Annotated in this window: 16 protein-coding genes; 6 read left to right on the plus strand and 10 right to left on the minus strand. The window is 66.4% G+C overall.

The annotated features are described in order from the left end of the window. Positions 1-2 precede the first annotated feature (2 nt). Positions 3-1,469: an L-fucose/L-arabinose isomerase family protein gene (locus ACROUL_RS00110; protein WP_431297536.1), complete on the minus strand. Its 1,467-nt coding sequence runs from the start codon at positions 1,467-1,469 to the stop codon at positions 3-5. Between the two features lie 146 nt (positions 1,470-1,615). Between ACROUL_RS00110 and pyrF the strand changes: the two genes are divergently transcribed. After that, complete coding sequence (gene pyrF, locus ACROUL_RS00115) at positions 1,616-2,332, plus strand: orotidine-5'-phosphate decarboxylase (RefSeq protein ID WP_431297537.1); 717 nt, start codon at positions 1,616-1,618, stop codon at positions 2,330-2,332. A gap of 51 nt (positions 2,333-2,383) precedes the next feature. Here pyrF and ACROUL_RS00120 read toward each other — a convergent pair whose 3' ends face one another. From ACROUL_RS00120 to ACROUL_RS00135, 4 genes are read right to left on the minus strand one after another with little or no spacing between them, the layout of a single operon-like run. Then, on the minus strand, positions 2,384-2,800 hold the full coding sequence (locus tag ACROUL_RS00120; RefSeq protein WP_431297538.1) for an NUDIX hydrolase: 417 nt from the start codon (positions 2,798-2,800) through the stop codon (positions 2,384-2,386). Further along, a complete protein-coding gene (locus tag ACROUL_RS00125; RefSeq protein WP_431297539.1) occupies positions 2,797-3,426 on the minus strand; it encodes a glutathione S-transferase family protein in 630 nt (209 codons plus the stop codon). The genes ACROUL_RS00120 and ACROUL_RS00125 overlap by 4 nt, the downstream gene beginning before the upstream one ends. Further along, on the minus strand, positions 3,416-3,697 hold the full coding sequence (locus ACROUL_RS00130) for an NfeD family protein (protein ID WP_431301209.1): 282 nt from the start codon (positions 3,695-3,697) through the stop codon (positions 3,416-3,418). The genes ACROUL_RS00125 and ACROUL_RS00130 overlap by 11 nt, the downstream gene beginning before the upstream one ends. Position 3,698: 1 nt before the next feature. Next, the gene (locus ACROUL_RS00135) at positions 3,699-4,574 is read right to left on the minus strand and encodes an SPFH domain-containing protein (protein ID WP_305568072.1); all 876 of its coding nucleotides are present in this window, start codon (positions 4,572-4,574) and stop codon (positions 3,699-3,701) included. 220 nt (positions 4,575-4,794) lie between these two features. Here ACROUL_RS00135 and ACROUL_RS00140 point away from each other — a divergent pair, with 220 nt between their 5' ends. From ACROUL_RS00140 to lpxK, 3 genes are read left to right on the plus strand one after another with little or no spacing between them, the layout of a single operon-like run. After that, complete coding sequence (locus ACROUL_RS00140) at positions 4,795-5,040, plus strand: DUF4170 domain-containing protein (protein ID WP_431297540.1); 246 nt, start codon at positions 4,795-4,797, stop codon at positions 5,038-5,040. A gap of 5 nt (positions 5,041-5,045) precedes the next feature. Further along, a complete protein-coding gene (locus ACROUL_RS00145; RefSeq protein WP_431297541.1) occupies positions 5,046-6,242 on the plus strand; it encodes a 3-deoxy-D-manno-octulosonic acid transferase in 1,197 nt (398 codons plus the stop codon). Next, on the plus strand, positions 6,242-7,231 hold the full coding sequence (gene lpxK, locus ACROUL_RS00150; RefSeq protein ID WP_431297542.1) for a tetraacyldisaccharide 4'-kinase: 990 nt from the start codon (positions 6,242-6,244) through the stop codon (positions 7,229-7,231). Before ACROUL_RS00145 ends, lpxK begins: the two co-directional genes overlap by 1 nt. Here lpxK and ACROUL_RS00155 read toward each other — a convergent pair whose 3' ends face one another. The 3 genes from ACROUL_RS00155 to ACROUL_RS00165 are packed head-to-tail and all read right to left on the minus strand — an operon-like array spanning position 7,232 to position 9,541. Further along, a complete protein-coding gene (locus ACROUL_RS00155; RefSeq protein WP_431297543.1) occupies positions 7,232-8,362 on the minus strand; it encodes a CaiB/BaiF CoA transferase family protein in 1,131 nt (376 codons plus the stop codon). Further along, positions 8,359-8,979 (minus strand): DsbA family protein, encoded by a 621-nt coding sequence (locus ACROUL_RS00160; protein WP_431297544.1) that lies wholly within the window; start codon positions 8,977-8,979, stop codon positions 8,359-8,361. Before ACROUL_RS00160 ends, ACROUL_RS00155 begins: the two co-directional genes overlap by 4 nt. A gap of 16 nt (positions 8,980-8,995) precedes the next feature. After that, on the minus strand, positions 8,996-9,541 hold the full coding sequence (locus ACROUL_RS00165) for a DUF721 domain-containing protein (RefSeq protein WP_431297545.1): 546 nt from the start codon (positions 9,539-9,541) through the stop codon (positions 8,996-8,998). Positions 9,542-10,113: 572 nt separating this feature from the next. Between ACROUL_RS00165 and ACROUL_RS00170 the strand changes: the two genes are divergently transcribed. Further along, the gene (locus ACROUL_RS00170) at positions 10,114-11,088 is read left to right on the plus strand and encodes an A/G-specific adenine glycosylase (RefSeq protein ID WP_431301210.1); all 975 of its coding nucleotides are present in this window, start codon (positions 10,114-10,116) and stop codon (positions 11,086-11,088) included. Between the two features lie 30 nt (positions 11,089-11,118). Next, positions 11,119-12,240, plus strand: coding sequence for an alkane 1-monooxygenase (locus ACROUL_RS00175; RefSeq protein WP_431297546.1), 1,122 nt, complete (start codon positions 11,119-11,121; stop codon positions 12,238-12,240). Positions 12,241-12,263: 23 nt separating this feature from the next. Here the strand turns inward: ACROUL_RS00175 and ACROUL_RS00180 are convergent, their stop codons facing one another. Together ACROUL_RS00180 and ACROUL_RS00185 are read right to left on the minus strand one after the other, a co-directional pair. Next, positions 12,264-13,808, minus strand: coding sequence for an acetolactate synthase large subunit (locus ACROUL_RS00180; protein ID WP_431297547.1), 1,545 nt, complete (start codon positions 13,806-13,808; stop codon positions 12,264-12,266). 155 nt (positions 13,809-13,963) lie between these two features. Further along, positions 13,964-15,085: a site-specific DNA-methyltransferase gene (locus tag ACROUL_RS00185; RefSeq protein WP_431297548.1), complete on the minus strand. Its 1,122-nt coding sequence runs from the start codon at positions 15,083-15,085 to the stop codon at positions 13,964-13,966. Between the last annotated feature and the right edge of the window lie 62 nt (positions 15,086-15,147).

A 15,147-nucleotide genomic window follows, 5' to 3' on the forward strand; every position in this document is an offset into this window, starting at 1 on the left:
GCCTAAAAACGGTTCGGAATCGTCAACTGCGGCTCCGGCTCGCCACCGTGGTGATAGATCGGCCAGCCGAGGTAGCGCGTCACCGCTTCGTTCACCACGTCCGCATGCTGCCCCCGCACCATCGCCACATGATGCTCGAACCCGTTCTGCGTGACGAACCGCAACAACTTGCGCAAGCCCGCCACCCGCGTCGTGGCAATCCCGCCATCCATCGCAAACGGATGGTCGGTGAACTCGCCCTCGCCCAGATAGCATTTCACCGTGCCGCGCCGATCATCCGTCGACAGCCGGAAATACGTCATCGGTCCCGGCTTCACCTTGCCCTTGACTGCGCCAAAGCACTTCGAGCGCCCGATGGTCTCGCCCAGCACGTCCAGTTCGCCCACCTCCGGCGTGTCCCCGATGAAGGTCTTGGGAAAGTTGCCGCAATGCGTGCAGACGCACATGTCCTCCTCGTAAGCATAGTTGTTGTTCCAATCGAGGATCGCGGGCGGCGCGCCAGACGCCAGCGCCAGCGCATACATCGACAGCGCCCCCATGATGTCCACCTCGCAGGCCGAGGGCATAAGATCCTCGCCCATCATGCTCATCGTCAGGCAGGTGGCGCAGCCAAAGTTGTCCTGCAACGACCGCCAGCACTGGATGGCGCTCGCATCGCAGCCGTTCTCCGCGATCCAGCGGTTCACGGCCAGGGTCCAGCGCGCCTGCTTTTCGATCTGCGAAGGTTGGATATGTGTCGGAATGCGGCCGTAGCCCTTCACCTTGTCCAGCGTCGCCAGCAGCGCCGGATCGTCGCCCTTGATCGCCCCGGCCGCCCCCATCATCTCCGACAGGTCCACCGTCACCACCGTGATCCCCGCCGCCTGCAACAGCTTTTCCGAATAGCGCATGGTCTGGAACGCCCCGGTGCGCGCCCCGATCGACCCAAGCCGCGCCCCGCGCAACCCGCGAACCGTCCGGCAGACACGGGCAAACCTGTCCAGATCCCCGCCGAACTCCGCGCCCCAGGTGTCGCAGGTGTGGTTGGTCGTCTCGGTGAACGGCACGCCATATTGCCAGAAATTGTTGGTCACGCTGATCTTGCCGCAGAACGCGTCGCGGCGGTCCTGCACGCTGACCTTCGCCACCTCGTCGTTGCTGGCTTGCAGCAGGATCGGCACGTTCAGCCGGGCGCGGTTGACCAGCTCGGCCACTGCGATCTCGTCGCCAAAGTTCGGCAGGCAGATCACCAGACCGTCGATCCGGTCGGCATTGGCGCGGAAATGCGCGGCGTAAAGGTCGGCATCGGCAATCGACTGGACTGCCCCGTTGTCGGTCGCCTCGAACGGCAGGATCACCGCGTCGATCCCCAGCCGCACCAGTTGCGCCAGCACATCGTCCCGCGCCGCCTTGCAGGGCGCGGGGCTGAAAAACGCCCGGCTGCCGATTACAACGCCAAGACTGATCTTGCGCTTGAAAATTCCGCTCATCCCGTCCCCCTGCCCGCGCCCCCCAGTGAAGCGTTCAGGCCGGTCCGGATTACTGCGTCCAGCGCAAGTAATCCAGCAATCCGGCAAGGTCGGTTGACTTCAACGGCATCACACCGCAAGACGCGGACCAAAACCGGGGGTTCCTCATGTCCGATGACCGTCTGATCGTGGCGCTCGACGTGCCGAACGTGGTGCAAGGCCTCGACCTTGTCGCCCGCATCGGCTCCGCCGCCAGCTTCTACAAGATCGGCCTCGGTATGCTCACCGGCGGCGGCCTCGCGCTGGCGAACGAGCTGAAGCACGAACAGGGCAAGCGCATCTTCCTCGACATGAAGCTTTTCGACATCGGCGCCACGATCGAGGCCGCCGTGCGTGGCCTCGCTGAATACGACCTCGATTTCCTCACCGTGCACGGCGACCCGCAGGTCGTCACCGCCGCCGCCACCGGCAAGGGCGGATCAGGCATGAAAATCCTCGCCGTCACCATCCTCACCTCGCTCGACCGCGCCGATCTGGACGCCAACCTGATCAAACCCGGCGACCTGCGCGACATCACCCTCGAACGCGCCGCCCGCGCCCTTGCTGCCGGCGCCGACGGCGTGATCGCCTCGCCGCAAGAGGCCGCCCTGATCCGCGCCCTTCCCGAAGCGACCGGCAAACTGATCGTCACCCCCGGCGTCCGCCCCGCCGGCGCGGCAGCGGGCGATCAAAAGCGCATCGCCACCCCGCATCAAGCCATCACCGACGGTGCCGACCACATCGTCGTCGGCCGCCCGATCTGGCAAGCGCAGAACCCCGCCACCGCCGCCCGCGCCGTCATCGCCGAACTGCCCCGCGATAACTTTCTATCTTCCTCTCTGTGAAAGTATCCCTCGGGGGGTGCGGGGGGCGTGGAACCCCCCGCTCCGCCAGCGTCACACGCGCAGCGCCTCCCACACGATCCCGGCGCGCCGCTGCATCTCCGGCACCGCCAGCCCATGTGCCACGAACACCGGCACCGGCATCATCTCCCACCGCTGCCCCTCGTCGCCGAACCTGATCGCCGCGACCTCCGCCGCACTCAACCGCCCGCCAAAGAAAAACGACCGCCGCGCTGCATCCATCATCGAGGGAAACTCACCCCGCCAGATCAGCCGCTCTGCCGCGAACCGCAGCCCGAACTCCTCGTCCAACTCGCGCAGCAGGCACTCCTCCGGCGTCTCTTTGCCCTCGCGCCCACCGCCCGGCAGATCCCAAAGGCCCGCCCAGCCCAGACCGGGCTTCTCGTCACGCAGATAAACGAGGATATCAGTGCCGCAAAAGAACGCCGCCTTGCAGCCGACGAAGCTCACCCGAAGTTCCGCGCCATCACCGGCACCACCTCAGCCCGCCCGCCCGCCGCCTGCCCCGCCGCCCACAGCCTCGGCGTCTCGGTCTGAAACCACGCCTGCCCCGGCCGCCAACGCGTCATCACCGCCAGATAGACGTCAATCGCCGAAAACCGCGCGCCCAGAAACCACGGCCCGACAGCGGCCGCCTCCATCACCCGCCACATCGCCTTGCGATGCTCGATGACCCTCGCCTGAAACGCCTCTGCCCCGGCCTCGGGCACGAACCGCGTCGGCACGTCGCCGTAGGCGAAACTCGGGTAGACCGCCGCCACCAGAAACACCAGCCACCGCAGGAACGCCGCCCGCTCCGCCGCTTCCGGCCCCGGCACCAGCACATCCGACCGCGCCAGATCCGCCATATGCAGCGTCATCGCCGCGGTTTCCGTCATCACCGCGCCGCCCGGCAACACCAGAGCCGGCACCTGCCCCAACGGGTTCACCCCGGCCATCGCCCGCGCCACTGCGTCCGGGTCGCTCGTCCCGCCCGCCGGCACCAGCCGCACCGGCATCCCATACACCGCCAGCTGCGCCTCGATGATCGCCGAGCCCCAGCCGGGGTTTTCGTAAAGGACAAACTCAGCCGTCATTGATGTCCTTGTCCCAGATCTTCACCTGGCCTTTGCGCACACCCATCGTGCGACGCAAACCCAGCCAAGCCAGCAAGGACGCAACGGCAAAGATGAACAACAGCGCCGCCACCCCCGCAGGCGCCAGCCCGATCCCGACCAGCGCCCCGGTCACCACCGCGCCAATCGCAAAGCCCAGGAAGATATACCCCGGCGCCAGCACCTCCAGCACGCCCAGCGCAAAGCCAAGCACGATCCAGACCCACCAGACCGACATCAGGTCATGCCACATCTCAGCCACGCCCCTTCAGCATCTTGAACGCGTCGCCGAACGCCTCCAACGCGTTCGCCGGCACCAGAATGGTCTGCTTTCCGCCGCCCGATGCCAGCGCGGTCAGCGCCTCCACCTGCTTCAAGGCCACCTGAAACTGTGCCGCCTCCAGCCCGCTTTCCGCGATGGCCCCCGCGATCACTCCCGTCGCATAGGCCTCGGCGTCCGCTGTGATCCGCCGTGCCTTGGCCTCCTGCTCGGCGGCATAAAGGTCGGCGTCGGCGGCAAGTTCCACCGCCCGCTTCTTGCCCTCGGCCTCCATCACCTGCGCGCGGCGTGCCCGTTCGGCGTTCAACTGCTGCAACATCGCCGCCCGCGTCGCTTCATCAAGGTTCACGTCCAGAATCTCGGCCCGCGTCACCTCGACACCCCAGTCGTCGACCATCGCCGTCACCTGCTCGCGCACCCGCTCGATCAGTTGCGCCCGGTTCGACTGCACCTGATCCAGCTCCAATTTGCCGATTTCGGACCGCACGATCCCCGCCACCGTGGTCGCAATCGCGCCGTCCACGTCGCGAATCCGGTAAACCGTCTTTTCCGGCTCGGTCACCCGGTAGAAAACGCTCGTCTCCACCTTCACCAGCACGTTGTCGGCGGTGATCGCATCCTGACTTGCGGTCGGCAGCTGCCGTTCCAGCACGCTCACCTTGTGCGCGATGCGGTCCAGAAACGGCACCACGAAGTTGATCCCAGGCCCCAGCACGCTTCTCAACCGGCCAAACCGTTCGACGACGTGCTTTTCCGATTGCGGCACGATCCGCACGCCCAGAAAGATGCAGACGATGATGAACGCGGCAATCGCCAGAAACACCGCATTGCCGCCGATAAAGTCCTGCATTCGAACAATCTCCCACTGGAAAAGCGGCCCTTCGGCCTTGGCTCGGGTATATCTGGCCCGTTACGCCCCTTCGCGCAAGTAGTGCGGGCCAGTTGCCCGCCAGAAGCCCGCGCGAAGGTACGCCCGAACACCCCGCCTTTCCCCCGCCCGCAAGACCGGATACCGTGCCGCCGTCCAAGGCAAGCGAACCTTGCCAATCGCAGATGAGAGAAAACCGGCCATGACCCAACGCCTTCACCTTGTCTTCGGCGGCGAACTGACGGACCCGCAGGTCAACGTGTTCCGCGACGTCAGCCAGATCCACATCGTCGGTATGTTTCCCGATTACGCCTCCGCCTTCCGGGCTTGGAAGGCCGAGGCCCAGCGCACCGTCGACAACGCGCACATGCGCTACTACATCGCCCACATCCACCGCCTGCGTGACGAGGCAAAGTCCGGTTCCCCGACCGAGGAACTGGGCACCTGACACTCATGCCGCCCTCAATCGGCCTTACCCTTTACAACCTCGGGCAGCGCCGCGAACCGGGGGCCGATGTCCCGCGCCCGCCGCGTCCCGCCGGGCGGCTCGCCTGGCTGCACGCGCCCACGCTTGAGGCCAGCCGGACGCTCCTCGCCCTCGCCCGGCGGCTGGTCGAAGATGACGGCATCCCGGTGCTTCTCACCTGCCCCGCCGATCTGCCCCCCCGCGAAGGGGTCATCCTCCAACCGCCGCCATCCGACACCCCGCTCGAAGCGCGCGAGTTTCTCGATCACTGGAAACCTGAAATCGCGATCTTCGCCGAAGGCGAGTTGCGCCCCGCCATCCTCAGCAAGGCCGTCGAACGGAAGATTCCGCTCCTGATGGTCGATGCCCGCGCACCCAGCCTGCCGCATGGCCGTGACGGCTGGTTTCCCGGCTTGATGCGCACCGCCCTTGGCGCCTTCCACCATGTCAGTGCGCTCGACGAAGCTGCCGCACGGGCTTTTCGCAAGGCAGGTGCCGCGATTTCCGCCGTCGCCGTCACCGGGCGGATGGAAGAGGAAAGCGCCGCCCTCCCCTGCCTCGAGGCGGAACGTGCCGCCCTCGCGCGCCTTCTCGCCGCCCGCCCGGTCTGGTTCGCCGCCTGCCTGCCCGAGGCCGAGGAGGCCGCCGTCCTTGCCGCCCACCGCACCGGGTTGCAACAGGCCCACCGCCTGCTCCTCATCCTGATGCCCGACGACATCACCCGCGCCGAGGCGCTTGCCGCCCGGATCGAGGCTGACGAAGGCTGGGCCGTGGCGCTGCGCTCGCGCGACGAAGAGCCCGACCCGGAAACCGAGGTTTTTATCGTCGACAATCCTGCCGAATACGGCCTCTGGTATCGGCTGTCCCCCGTTTCGTTCCTTGGCGGCAGCCTTGTCGGCCTCGGTTCGCTGCGCGATCCGCAAGAGGCGGCTGCGCTTGGCTCCGCCATCCTGCACGGCCCGCATCACGGACAGTTCAGGCCGTTCTTCGCCCGCCTGATCGCGGCCCGCGCCGCGCGCCCCGTGATCCGCCCCGATCAGTTGGGCGATGCCTTGGGCGAGGTTCTCGCCCTCGACCGCACCGCCCGCTTCGCGCAGTCGGCCTGGGCCGTCGCCACCGACGGGGCCGAGGTGACCGAGGCCACCGTCGAACGCATCCGCCGCCTGATGGACGGTGAAGCCTGATGCGCGCGCCCGCGTTCTGGTTCACCGCGCCCGACCGCCCGACCCTTGCCGCCCGCCTCCTGTCGCCCCTCGGCGCACTTTACGCCGCGCTGACCGCCCGCCGCCTGCGCCAGCCCGGCCATACCTCGGCCGTTCCGGTGATCTGCATCGGCAACATCAACGTCGGCGGCACCGGCAAGACCCCAACCGCCATCGCGCTGATCGACCGGCTCACCGCCCGCGGCCAGCAGGTCCACGTCGTCTCGCGCGGCTACGGCGGCTCTGCGACCGGCCCCCTCCGCGTCGATCCCATGCGCCACAAGGCGGCAAAGGTTGGCGACGAACCGCTCCTCCTCGCCGCCTTCGCCCCCACCTGGGTCGCCCGCGACCGCGCCGCCGGTGTCCGCGCCGCCGAGGGCGCCGGTGCCAGCGTCATCCTCCTCGACGACGGCTTCCAGAACCCCGCCGTCAAGCCAGCCCTGTCCATTGTGGTCGTCGATGCCGCCAAAGGCTTCGGCAACGGCCGCTGCCTACCCGCCGGCCCCCTGCGCGAACCCGTCGCCACCGGCCTCGCCCGCGCCGACCTCGTCCTGTCGATCGGCATGCCCGATCACCAAAGCCGTTTCGCCACCCAATGGGGCAACGCTCTCCGCCAGCCGCACCTCACCGGCGCGCTTCGTCCGCTCAAGATGGGAATGGACTGGCAAGACCAACGCGTCCTCGCCTTCGCCGGCATCGCCGACCCCGCCCGCTTCTTCGCCAGCCTCAGGGCCGAAGGCGCGAGGGTCCTCCGTGCCGAACCCCTCGCAGATCACCAACCCCTGTCCGACACGCTGCTCCACCGGCTCGAGGTCGAAGCGGCCACCCTCGGCGCCCAGCTTGTCACCACCGAGAAAGACGCGGCCCGCCTGCCCGCCGCTTTCCGCCCAAAGGTGCTGACCTTCGTCGTCCGCCTACAGATCGACGACTGGACCGCGCTCGACGCAGCCTTCGCCCGCCTCGGCCTCTGACTACTCGCCCAAGACCTCGTCCTGATGCTGCCCCAAGCGCGGCGCAGGACGGTCCAATGCCAGCTCCGCCCCCGAAAACGTCATCGGGCTCCTTACACCGGGCAATCCACCCGGCGCGATCTGCATCCCCCGCGCCTGCACCTGCGGATCGGCGAACACCTCCGCCAGATTGTTGATCGGCCCGGCCGGCACCCCTTGTGCCTCGCACGCCGCCAGCAAGTCCGCCTTCGCCCAACCCTTCGTCGCCGCCGTGATCCGCGCCGTCATCTCCACCCGGTTGGCAATCCGGTCGGCATTGGTCAGGAACCGCGCGTCCTCCGCCATCCCCTCCAGCCCCAGAATCGCACACAGCCGCCGATACTGCCCGTCATTCCCGGTTGCCAGAATCAGCCACCCATCCGCGCAATCAAACACCGCATAAGGCGCCAGGTTCGGATGCGCGTTCCCCATCAGGCCCGGAGGCTTCCCCGACACGAGGTAATTCATCGCCTGATTGGCCATGATGCTTGTCGCCACGTCCAGAAGCGCCATGTCGATTCGCTGGCCCACCCCCGTCCGCCCGCGCTGCACCAGCGCCGCCAGTATAGCCGTCGCCGCATAGACCCCGGTGAAGATGTCCGTCACCGCCACGCCCACCTTCTGCGGCTGGCCATCCGGCGCGCCGGTGACACTCATCAACCCGGCCATGCCCTGGATGATGAAATCATACCCCGCCCGCTGCGCATAAGGCCCGTCCTGCCCGAACCCGGTGATGCTGCAATAGATCAGCCGCGGGTTCACCTTGCGCAACGACTCCCAGTCCAGCCCGTATTTCTCCAGCCCGCCGACCTTGAAGTTCTCGATCACCACATCCGCATCGGCCACCAGTTTGCGCACCACCGCCTGCCCCTCGGGCGTGCGGAAATCGCAGGTGATGCCGCGCTTGCCCCGGTTCGTCGCGTGGAAATAGGCCGCCGACCGCTCCCCCTCGCTCTCCACGAAAGGCGGTCCCCAGCGCCGGGTGTCATCGCCCTCCGGCGCCTCAACCTTGATTACATCCGCGCCAAGGTCCGCCAACGTCTGCCCGGCCCAGGGGCCAGCCAGAATCCGCGCCAGTTCAATGACGCGGATACCTTCCAGCGGTGCCGTCACTTCGCCAGTTCGGCGTCGATAAGCGCCTTCAGATCGTCGTAAGACATGTTGGAATGCTTCGCACCGTTGATGAAAATCGTCGGCGTGCCCTCCACACCGTCAGCCGCCATGTTGGTCTCAAACCGCTTGATCAGCGCCTCGGCCATCGGCCCGTCCTTCAGGCAGGCGTCCACCGTCGCTCCGTCCATGCCTGCGGCGACAGCGATGGACTTAAGATTGTTCACCACCACCGTCGGATCATCCGACCCCGCCCATTCCTTCTGCGAGGAAAAGAGCACGTCGTGAATGCCGAAATACCGCATCTCGCCGCCACAGCGCGCCACCATCGCCGCCCACAGGCCGTAACGGTCGAAATACACCTCGCGCAGGGTGAAATGCACCTTGCCGGTGTCGATGTAGTCGCGCTTCAGGCCCTTGAACACCTTCTCGTGGAAGTCCGCGCAATGTGGGCAGGTGAAGGACGCGTATTCCACCATCTTCACCGGCGCGTTCGGGTCACCAAGGCTGAAATCGGTCGGCTCCGGTGCGTCCTGTGCCAGCGCCGTCCGGGCCATCACGGGCGACATCGCCATTGCAGCGGCCAGTGCAATAATCGCCCGGCGGTTCATCTTCAGCATCGCTTGTCGTCCTTCTTCAATTTCGTCGATTTAGGATATTCTGCGCCAAGGCCGCAAGGGCCGCGCGCAAATCGGGGTCGCCAACGCCCTCGGCCACCGCAGCCGCCTTGGCCACAACCACCGGGTCCGGCGCGGGCGCAGCCTTCGGCACGACTACGAACTCCGCCTGCCCATCGGCAAAGCCGGTGGCCGAGGTCTGGGTCAGGCGGATGTGCGACACCGCCGCATAGCCGTAGACCGCATTCACCCGCTCGCGCAGGCGTTCCTTCTGCATCTCCAGCATCGGCGCATGGGCTCCGTTGACCAGAACGGTCAGGGTCGCTCCAAAACCGCCCGCGCCAGACCGGTGCCCATAGCCGATCTCCACCGGGCGGCTGACCCGCGCAACCTCGGCCCCCACGACCTCGGCCCAATGCGTCAAAAGCCGCGAAACAGCAAAGCCGCGCGTCTCGCCCACCGTCCGCACCGGCTCCTTCACCAACCCCGCCGCAGCCTCGAACCCCCGCATCCGGCGCACCGGGCTGGGAGGGGGCAACGTGGCAGAGGCAGGCTTGCGCGCCATTGCGGTCCTTCGGTCAACTTCGCTTCACTGTATCCCACACCGCGCCCACCGCCAGTGTCCGAAAGGCGCACGGCGCATAAAGATTGCGTGACGGCCAGTGAACGGACACCGCATCGTCCAGACGACTCGCACCCTCCCACCTCGCCGCCGAACTCCTTCGCAGCGGCGCACAACCCGCCCGCCGAACCCCCATATTGCAGGAACACCCCAACATCTTCCCCTTCGCCAAATATTCCGGGGGTCCGGGGGCTGGCCCCCGGCAACCTCAGCCCGTGCGGCGGCACGCCGCTTCGCAGCCCCCTCCCGCTGCCGCAGAAAACCACCACACCCAGCAGATTTCTTGCCAAATCCTTAAGTCACCTCGCAACCCCTTGATCTACAATGGCCCGCTAAATGTCCCACGGTGGGACACCCCCCTGACCCCACCGATGTTCAGGCTGATTGCCTCTGGCCCTTTCCCCCCGGCGCACTATCCTCCCTGCCGCCCTCACCCCGAAAGCCGACCCTTGCCCGCCAACCCGACCGCCCTCTCCGACGACCTTCTCCGCTGGTACGACCGCCACGCCCGGGTGATGCCCTGGCGGGTCTCCCCGCATGACCGGGCCGTCGGCGTCCGCCCCGACCCCTACCGGGTCTGGCTCTCCGAGGTCATGCTCCAGCAAACCACGGTCGCCGCCGTCCGCGACTACTTCCACCGCTTCACCGCCCGCTGGCCCACGGTCACCGCCCTCGCGGCCGCCGAGGACGCGGAGGTGATGGCCGAGTGGGCCGGCCTCGGCTACTACGCCCGCGCCCGCAACCTGCTGAAATGCGCCCGCGCTGTCGCCACCCTCCACGATGGCCACTTCCCCGCCACGCGGGACGGCCTTCTCACCCTGCCCGGCATCGGCCCCTACACCGCCGCAGCCGTCGCGGCCATCGCCTTCGACGAGCAAGCGACCGTGGTCGATGGCAACGTCGAGCGGGTCATGGCGCGCCTCTTTCGCGTCGAGACGCCACTGCCCGCCGCAAAGCCCGCGCTCACAGCGCTGGCCGCCAGCCTCACGCCCCCGCTGCGGCCCGGTGACCATGCTCAGGCAGTGATGGACCTCGGCGCCACCATCTGCACCCCGCGAAAGCCGGCCTGTAGCCTTTGCCCGTTGTCCACCCTCTGCGTCGCACGGGCGGACGGGGTGCAGGACACCCTCCCCCGCAAGACGCCAAAGCCGGACAAGCCCACCCGGCATGGCACCCTCTGGCTCGGCCACCGCGACGGAGACTGGCTGCTGGAGACACGGCCCGAAAAAGGTCTCCTGGGCGGCATGCTCGGCTTTCCCGGCGATGGCTGGGATGGCGCGGGCGGCCCCGCCCCAGCCGATGCCCCGTGGCAGCCCATCGGCGAGGTGCGCCACACCTTCACCCACTTCCACCTTGTCCTCACCCTGCACAGCGCCCCGCTGCACTCGGCGCCCTTTCGCGGCCACTGGGCGCGACCAAAGCCGACCGATCTGCCCACCGTCATGCGAAAGGCTCTCGTGCTTGCATCCGCAGCCCTTTCGTCGCGTTGAGCGCCGGGGAAAACGCACTATATTGCCGGAATGAAAACCGCCGCCTTTCCCAGTGCGCTCCCCTTCTGGCTGTCGTTCGGCCTGATCCCGCTTGCCCTGGTCGGGATGACGCAGGGTGGCTGGACCGTTCTTCTCCTCCCCCTCGCATCCTGGGGTCTGTTTTCCCTCCTTGACGCGCTGACCGGCCTGAATGCGGCGAACCCGGACCCGGAAACCGCCGACAACGCGCTTCGCTGGCACCGGTTGGTGACGCTGGTCTGGTTCCCGGTCCAGTTCACGCTCCTTTGCCTCATGCTGTGGTATGTTCCGCGGGCACCCCATCTTGAGGCGTTGGAGAAGATCGGCCTTTTCTTCGGGATGGGCATCATTTCCGGCACAGTCGGCATCACCTACGCGCATGAACTGATGCACCAGAAATCCCGGCTTGAACGCTGGCTTGGCGACCTTTTGCTTGCCTCCGTGCTCTATTCGCATTTCCGGTCGGAACACCTGCGCGTCCATCACACCTGGGTCGGCACTCCGCGCGATCCGGTGACCGCGCGCTACAACGAGGGCTTCCCGCGCTATTTCCTGCGGGTCCTGACCAGTTGCCCCGGCTCTGCCTGGGGGGCCGAAGCGCAGTTTCTGGCGCGTCGCAGCCTGTCTTGGCACCACGCCTCCAACCCCTTCTGGCGTTATGGCGCGCTGCAGGGTGCGATGCTCGTTCTGGCCATTTCCCTTGGTGGCTGGGAGGGGCTGGCACTGTTCACCTACCAGGCTTTCATCGCAATCTGGCAACTGGAACTGGTGAACTACGTCGAACATTATGGGCTGACCCGCCGCTACATCGGGGCCGGAAAGTACGAGCGCGCGCTGCCGCGTCATTCATGGAACGCGTCGCACCGGGCATCCAACTGGCTTTTGATCAACCTGCAGCGGCATTCCGACCATCATGTCAAACCTGACCGCCGGTTTCCACTGCTGCAAACCCACCCGGAGCCTCACGCGCCGCAACTGCCCTACGGCTATCCGGTGATGACCGCCGCGGCGATGGTGCCGCCGCTTTGGCGGAAGATGATGAACCCAAAGGTCAAACGCTGGCGCAAGCGGCATTATCCCGACATCACCAACTGGCATGATTACAACAAGGCGCTCAATCCGGTCGCGGGCTAGCGCCCATTGCCTGCCTGATTGTGTCAGCAGACCACCTCGATCAGCCGTGGCCCGCGTTGTTCCATCGCTGTGCGAAACGTAGCCACAAAGCCATCAATATCCGTGACCCGCACGCCTTCGACACCATGCCCCTGCGCCAGCGCCACCCAGTCCAGAGTCGGTTCCACCACGTCGAACATGCGCACGGCGTTGCGCCCCACGTCGGTCACCCCGACAGCCGAAAGCTCGTCGCGCAGGATCTGGTAGCCCCGGTTGGCAAAGACGACGACCGTGACGTCCAGACCCTCACGCGCCATCGTCCACAAGGATTGCAGCGTGTACATGCCCGACCCGTCACCCTCCAGAACCACCACCTTGCGGTCGGGACAGGCCACCGCAGCACCCACGGCGGCGGGCAGGCCAAAGCCGATCGACCCGCCAGTGATCGTCAGCACATCATGGCCTCGCGCCCGCGCCAGTGCAGACGCCAGAAAACGGGACGAAGACACCCCTTCGTCCACTAGTACGACATCCTCTGGCATCATGGCAGCCATCGCCTCGCCCACAGCTTCCAGCCGCATCGCGCCGCGCGGCAGATCGGGCAAGTCGTGGGGCACAAAATCCTCAGGCCCGAGTTCTGCCTCGCCCAACTCGGCAGCCAGTGCCGCGATGGTCCAGTCGATGTCCATGTCCCGGTCGCACAGCTGGATCACATGCGTCGCCGGGTCCACCGGCGTCGACGGCTTGCCCGGATAGGCGAAGAATCCCGCCGGCAATTGCGTCCCGCACAGGACAAGCGCGGGTGCGCCGGCCAGAAGCGCACAGTTGTCCTCGATCCGGTAGGCCATCCTTTCCATGCGGACAGTCCCCGCACCGCGCCTGAAGCGCGCGGCGAAGAACGGCTGAAGCAGGCGTGCGCCGGCGGCCTTGGCAACCCGCTTTGCCATAAGGCCAATGTCGGACCAAAGAGCTGCGCCATCGACCATGAGGATCGCCCCTGGCTGGCACAGCGCCGCCGCCGCAGCCTGAACCTCGGCTTGCGACGGCCGTCGCAGTGGCAACGGCGCTGGCGCAACCGACGCCGCCTCCGCCGCCTCCCAGGCCATGTTGGCCGGCAGTATCAGCGTCGCGATCTGCCCGTTCCTGCCGCGTGCCGCCTGCACCGCCGCCGCGCCGTCGCCTGCTACCGCACCCGGCTCCGCCGTCACCCGCGTCCAGTGGGAAATGGCCTGACTGATCCCCACCGTGTCGCCCTTCAGCGGCGCCTCAAAACGCAGGTGGTAGTCGGCATGTTCGCCCATGATGTTGACAACGCCGCTGTGCGCCTTGCGCGCATTGTGCAGGTTGGCAAAGGCGTTTCCAAAGCCCGGAGCCAGATGCAGCAGCGTGGCTGCCACCTTGCCGGACATGCGGTAATAGCCATCGGCTGCACCCGATACGCCGCCTTCGAACAGGCACAGGATGCAGCGCATCTCTGGATGACGATCCAGAGCCGCGACGAAGTGCATCTCGGACGTGCCCGGGTTGGCAAAACAGACATCGACGCCACTTTGCAGCAAGGTCTTCACCAGTGTTTCGGCCCCGTTCATGTCGCGTCTCCGTCAGATTGCTGGGGCGATGGGGCATCAAACGGCGGCGAAATGCAACCGACGCTGCGCGAAAGGCGAAAAGGCCCCGCCATGCTGGGCATGGCGGGGCAGGCGTCACCCCCGGGCGGACCGGGGAGACAGGCGTGGTAAATCTGTTAGTGGGTGGGGCTGTGGTCAGCCTCCATCTCGGCCCGGATCTGCTGGCGCAGAATGTCGATCGGCACCATCTTTCCGTCCCGCTTGAAATGCCAGTAGGTCCAGCCGTTACAGGACGGCGCGCCCTCCAGTGCGGCGCCAACCTGATGGATCGAGCCCTTCACCTCATGCCCGATCAGCGTGCCGTCGGCGCGCACCTTTGCCTTGAAGCGATTGCCCAACGAGAAAAGCTCCTCGCCCGGTCGCAGCATTCCGCGTTCGACGACCTGACCGAACGGAACCCGCGGCTCTGACCGTTTCGATCCGGTGATCTCCAGCGCGCTGGCATCGAAGCGCCGCACCCGCGCGATCCGCTCTGTCGCAACCTTGCGGTACGCCTCTTCGCGCTCGATCCCGATGAAATCGCGGCCCAGCATCTTTGCGACCGCCCCGGTAGTTCCGGTTCCGAAGAACGGGTCCAGCACCACGTCGCCCGGATTGGTCGTGGCCACCAGGATTCGGTGCAGCAGGCTTTCCGGCTTTTGAGTCGGATGCGCCTTGTCGCCGTTTTCGTCCTTCAGGCGTTCATGCCCGGTGCAGATCGGAAGCACCCAGTCAGACCGCATCTGAAGCCCGTCGTTCAGCGCCTTGAGCGCCTCGTAGTTGAAGGTGTATTTCGCCGCCTCGTCGCGGGATGCCCAGATCAGCGTCTCATGGGCGTTGGTCAGACGTTTGCCCTTGAAGTTCGGCATCGGGTTAGACTTGCGCCAGACCACGTCGTTCAACAGCCAGAAGCCTTGGTCTTGCAGGACCGAGCCAAGCCTAAAGATGTTGTGGTACGATCCGATCACCCAGATCGCTCCGTTCGGCTTCAAAAGCCGCTTTGCGGCGGCCAGCCAGTCCCGGGTGAAACTGTCGTAGGCGGCAAAGCTGGAAAACTGGTCCCAGTGATCGTCCACCGCGTCGACCTTGGAATTGTCGGGCCGGTGCAGGTCGCCCTTCAGTTGCAGATTGTAGGGCGGGTCAGCGAAGATGAGGTCAACCGACCCTGCCGGCAGTTTGTTCATCTCTTCGATGCAATCACCAGACATGATCTGGTTGAGCGGCAGCACATGGGCCGCCGTAGCCAATTTCGTCGCCATTCTCTGCCTCTGCGTCGGCCTCGTTTGTGTGCCGATCTTGGACCCAAACATGAGTCAGCGGA

The organism is Tabrizicola sp. BL-A-41-H6, from assembly GCF_050632395.1.
In the GTDB taxonomy this organism is placed as follows: Bacteria; Pseudomonadota; Alphaproteobacteria; order Rhodobacterales; family Rhodobacteraceae; genus JAUYQR01.

Coding starts and splice junctions, on each gene's coding strand:
- pyrF (WP_431297537.1), top strand. CDS start 1,616: ATGTCCGATGACCGTCTGATCGTGGCGCTCGACGTGCCGAACGTGGTG.
- ACROUL_RS00160 (WP_431297544.1), bottom strand. CDS start 8,979: ATGCTGAAGATGAACCGCCGGGCGATTATTGCACTGGCCGCTGCAATG.
- ACROUL_RS00185 (WP_431297548.1), bottom strand. CDS start 15,085: ATGGCGACGAAATTGGCTACGGCGGCCCATGTGCTGCCGCTCAACCAG.
- ACROUL_RS00125 (WP_431297539.1), bottom strand. CDS start 3,426: ATGACGGCTGAGTTTGTCCTTTACGAAAACCCCGGCTGGGGCTCGGCG.
- ACROUL_RS00175 (WP_431297546.1), top strand. CDS start 11,119: ATGAAAACCGCCGCCTTTCCCAGTGCGCTCCCCTTCTGGCTGTCGTTC.
- ACROUL_RS00165 (WP_431297545.1), bottom strand. CDS start 9,541: ATGGCGCGCAAGCCTGCCTCTGCCACGTTGCCCCCTCCCAGCCCGGTG.
- ACROUL_RS00130 (WP_431301209.1), bottom strand. CDS start 3,697: ATGTGGCATGACCTGATGTCGGTCTGGTGGGTCTGGATCGTGCTTGGC.
- ACROUL_RS00170 (WP_431301210.1), top strand. CDS start 10,114: ATGCCCTGGCGGGTCTCCCCGCATGACCGGGCCGTCGGCGTCCGCCCC.
- lpxK (WP_431297542.1), top strand. CDS start 6,242: ATGCGCGCGCCCGCGTTCTGGTTCACCGCGCCCGACCGCCCGACCCTT.
- ACROUL_RS00135 (WP_305568072.1), bottom strand. CDS start 4,574: ATGCAGGACTTTATCGGCGGCAATGCGGTGTTTCTGGCGATTGCCGCG.
- ACROUL_RS00140 (WP_431297540.1), top strand. CDS start 4,795: ATGACCCAACGCCTTCACCTTGTCTTCGGCGGCGAACTGACGGACCCG.
- ACROUL_RS00145 (WP_431297541.1), top strand. CDS start 5,046: ATGCCGCCCTCAATCGGCCTTACCCTTTACAACCTCGGGCAGCGCCGC.
- ACROUL_RS00110 (WP_431297536.1), bottom strand. CDS start 1,469: ATGAGCGGAATTTTCAAGCGCAAGATCAGTCTTGGCGTTGTAATCGGC.
- ACROUL_RS00180 (WP_431297547.1), bottom strand. CDS start 13,808: ATGAACGGGGCCGAAACACTGGTGAAGACCTTGCTGCAAAGTGGCGTC.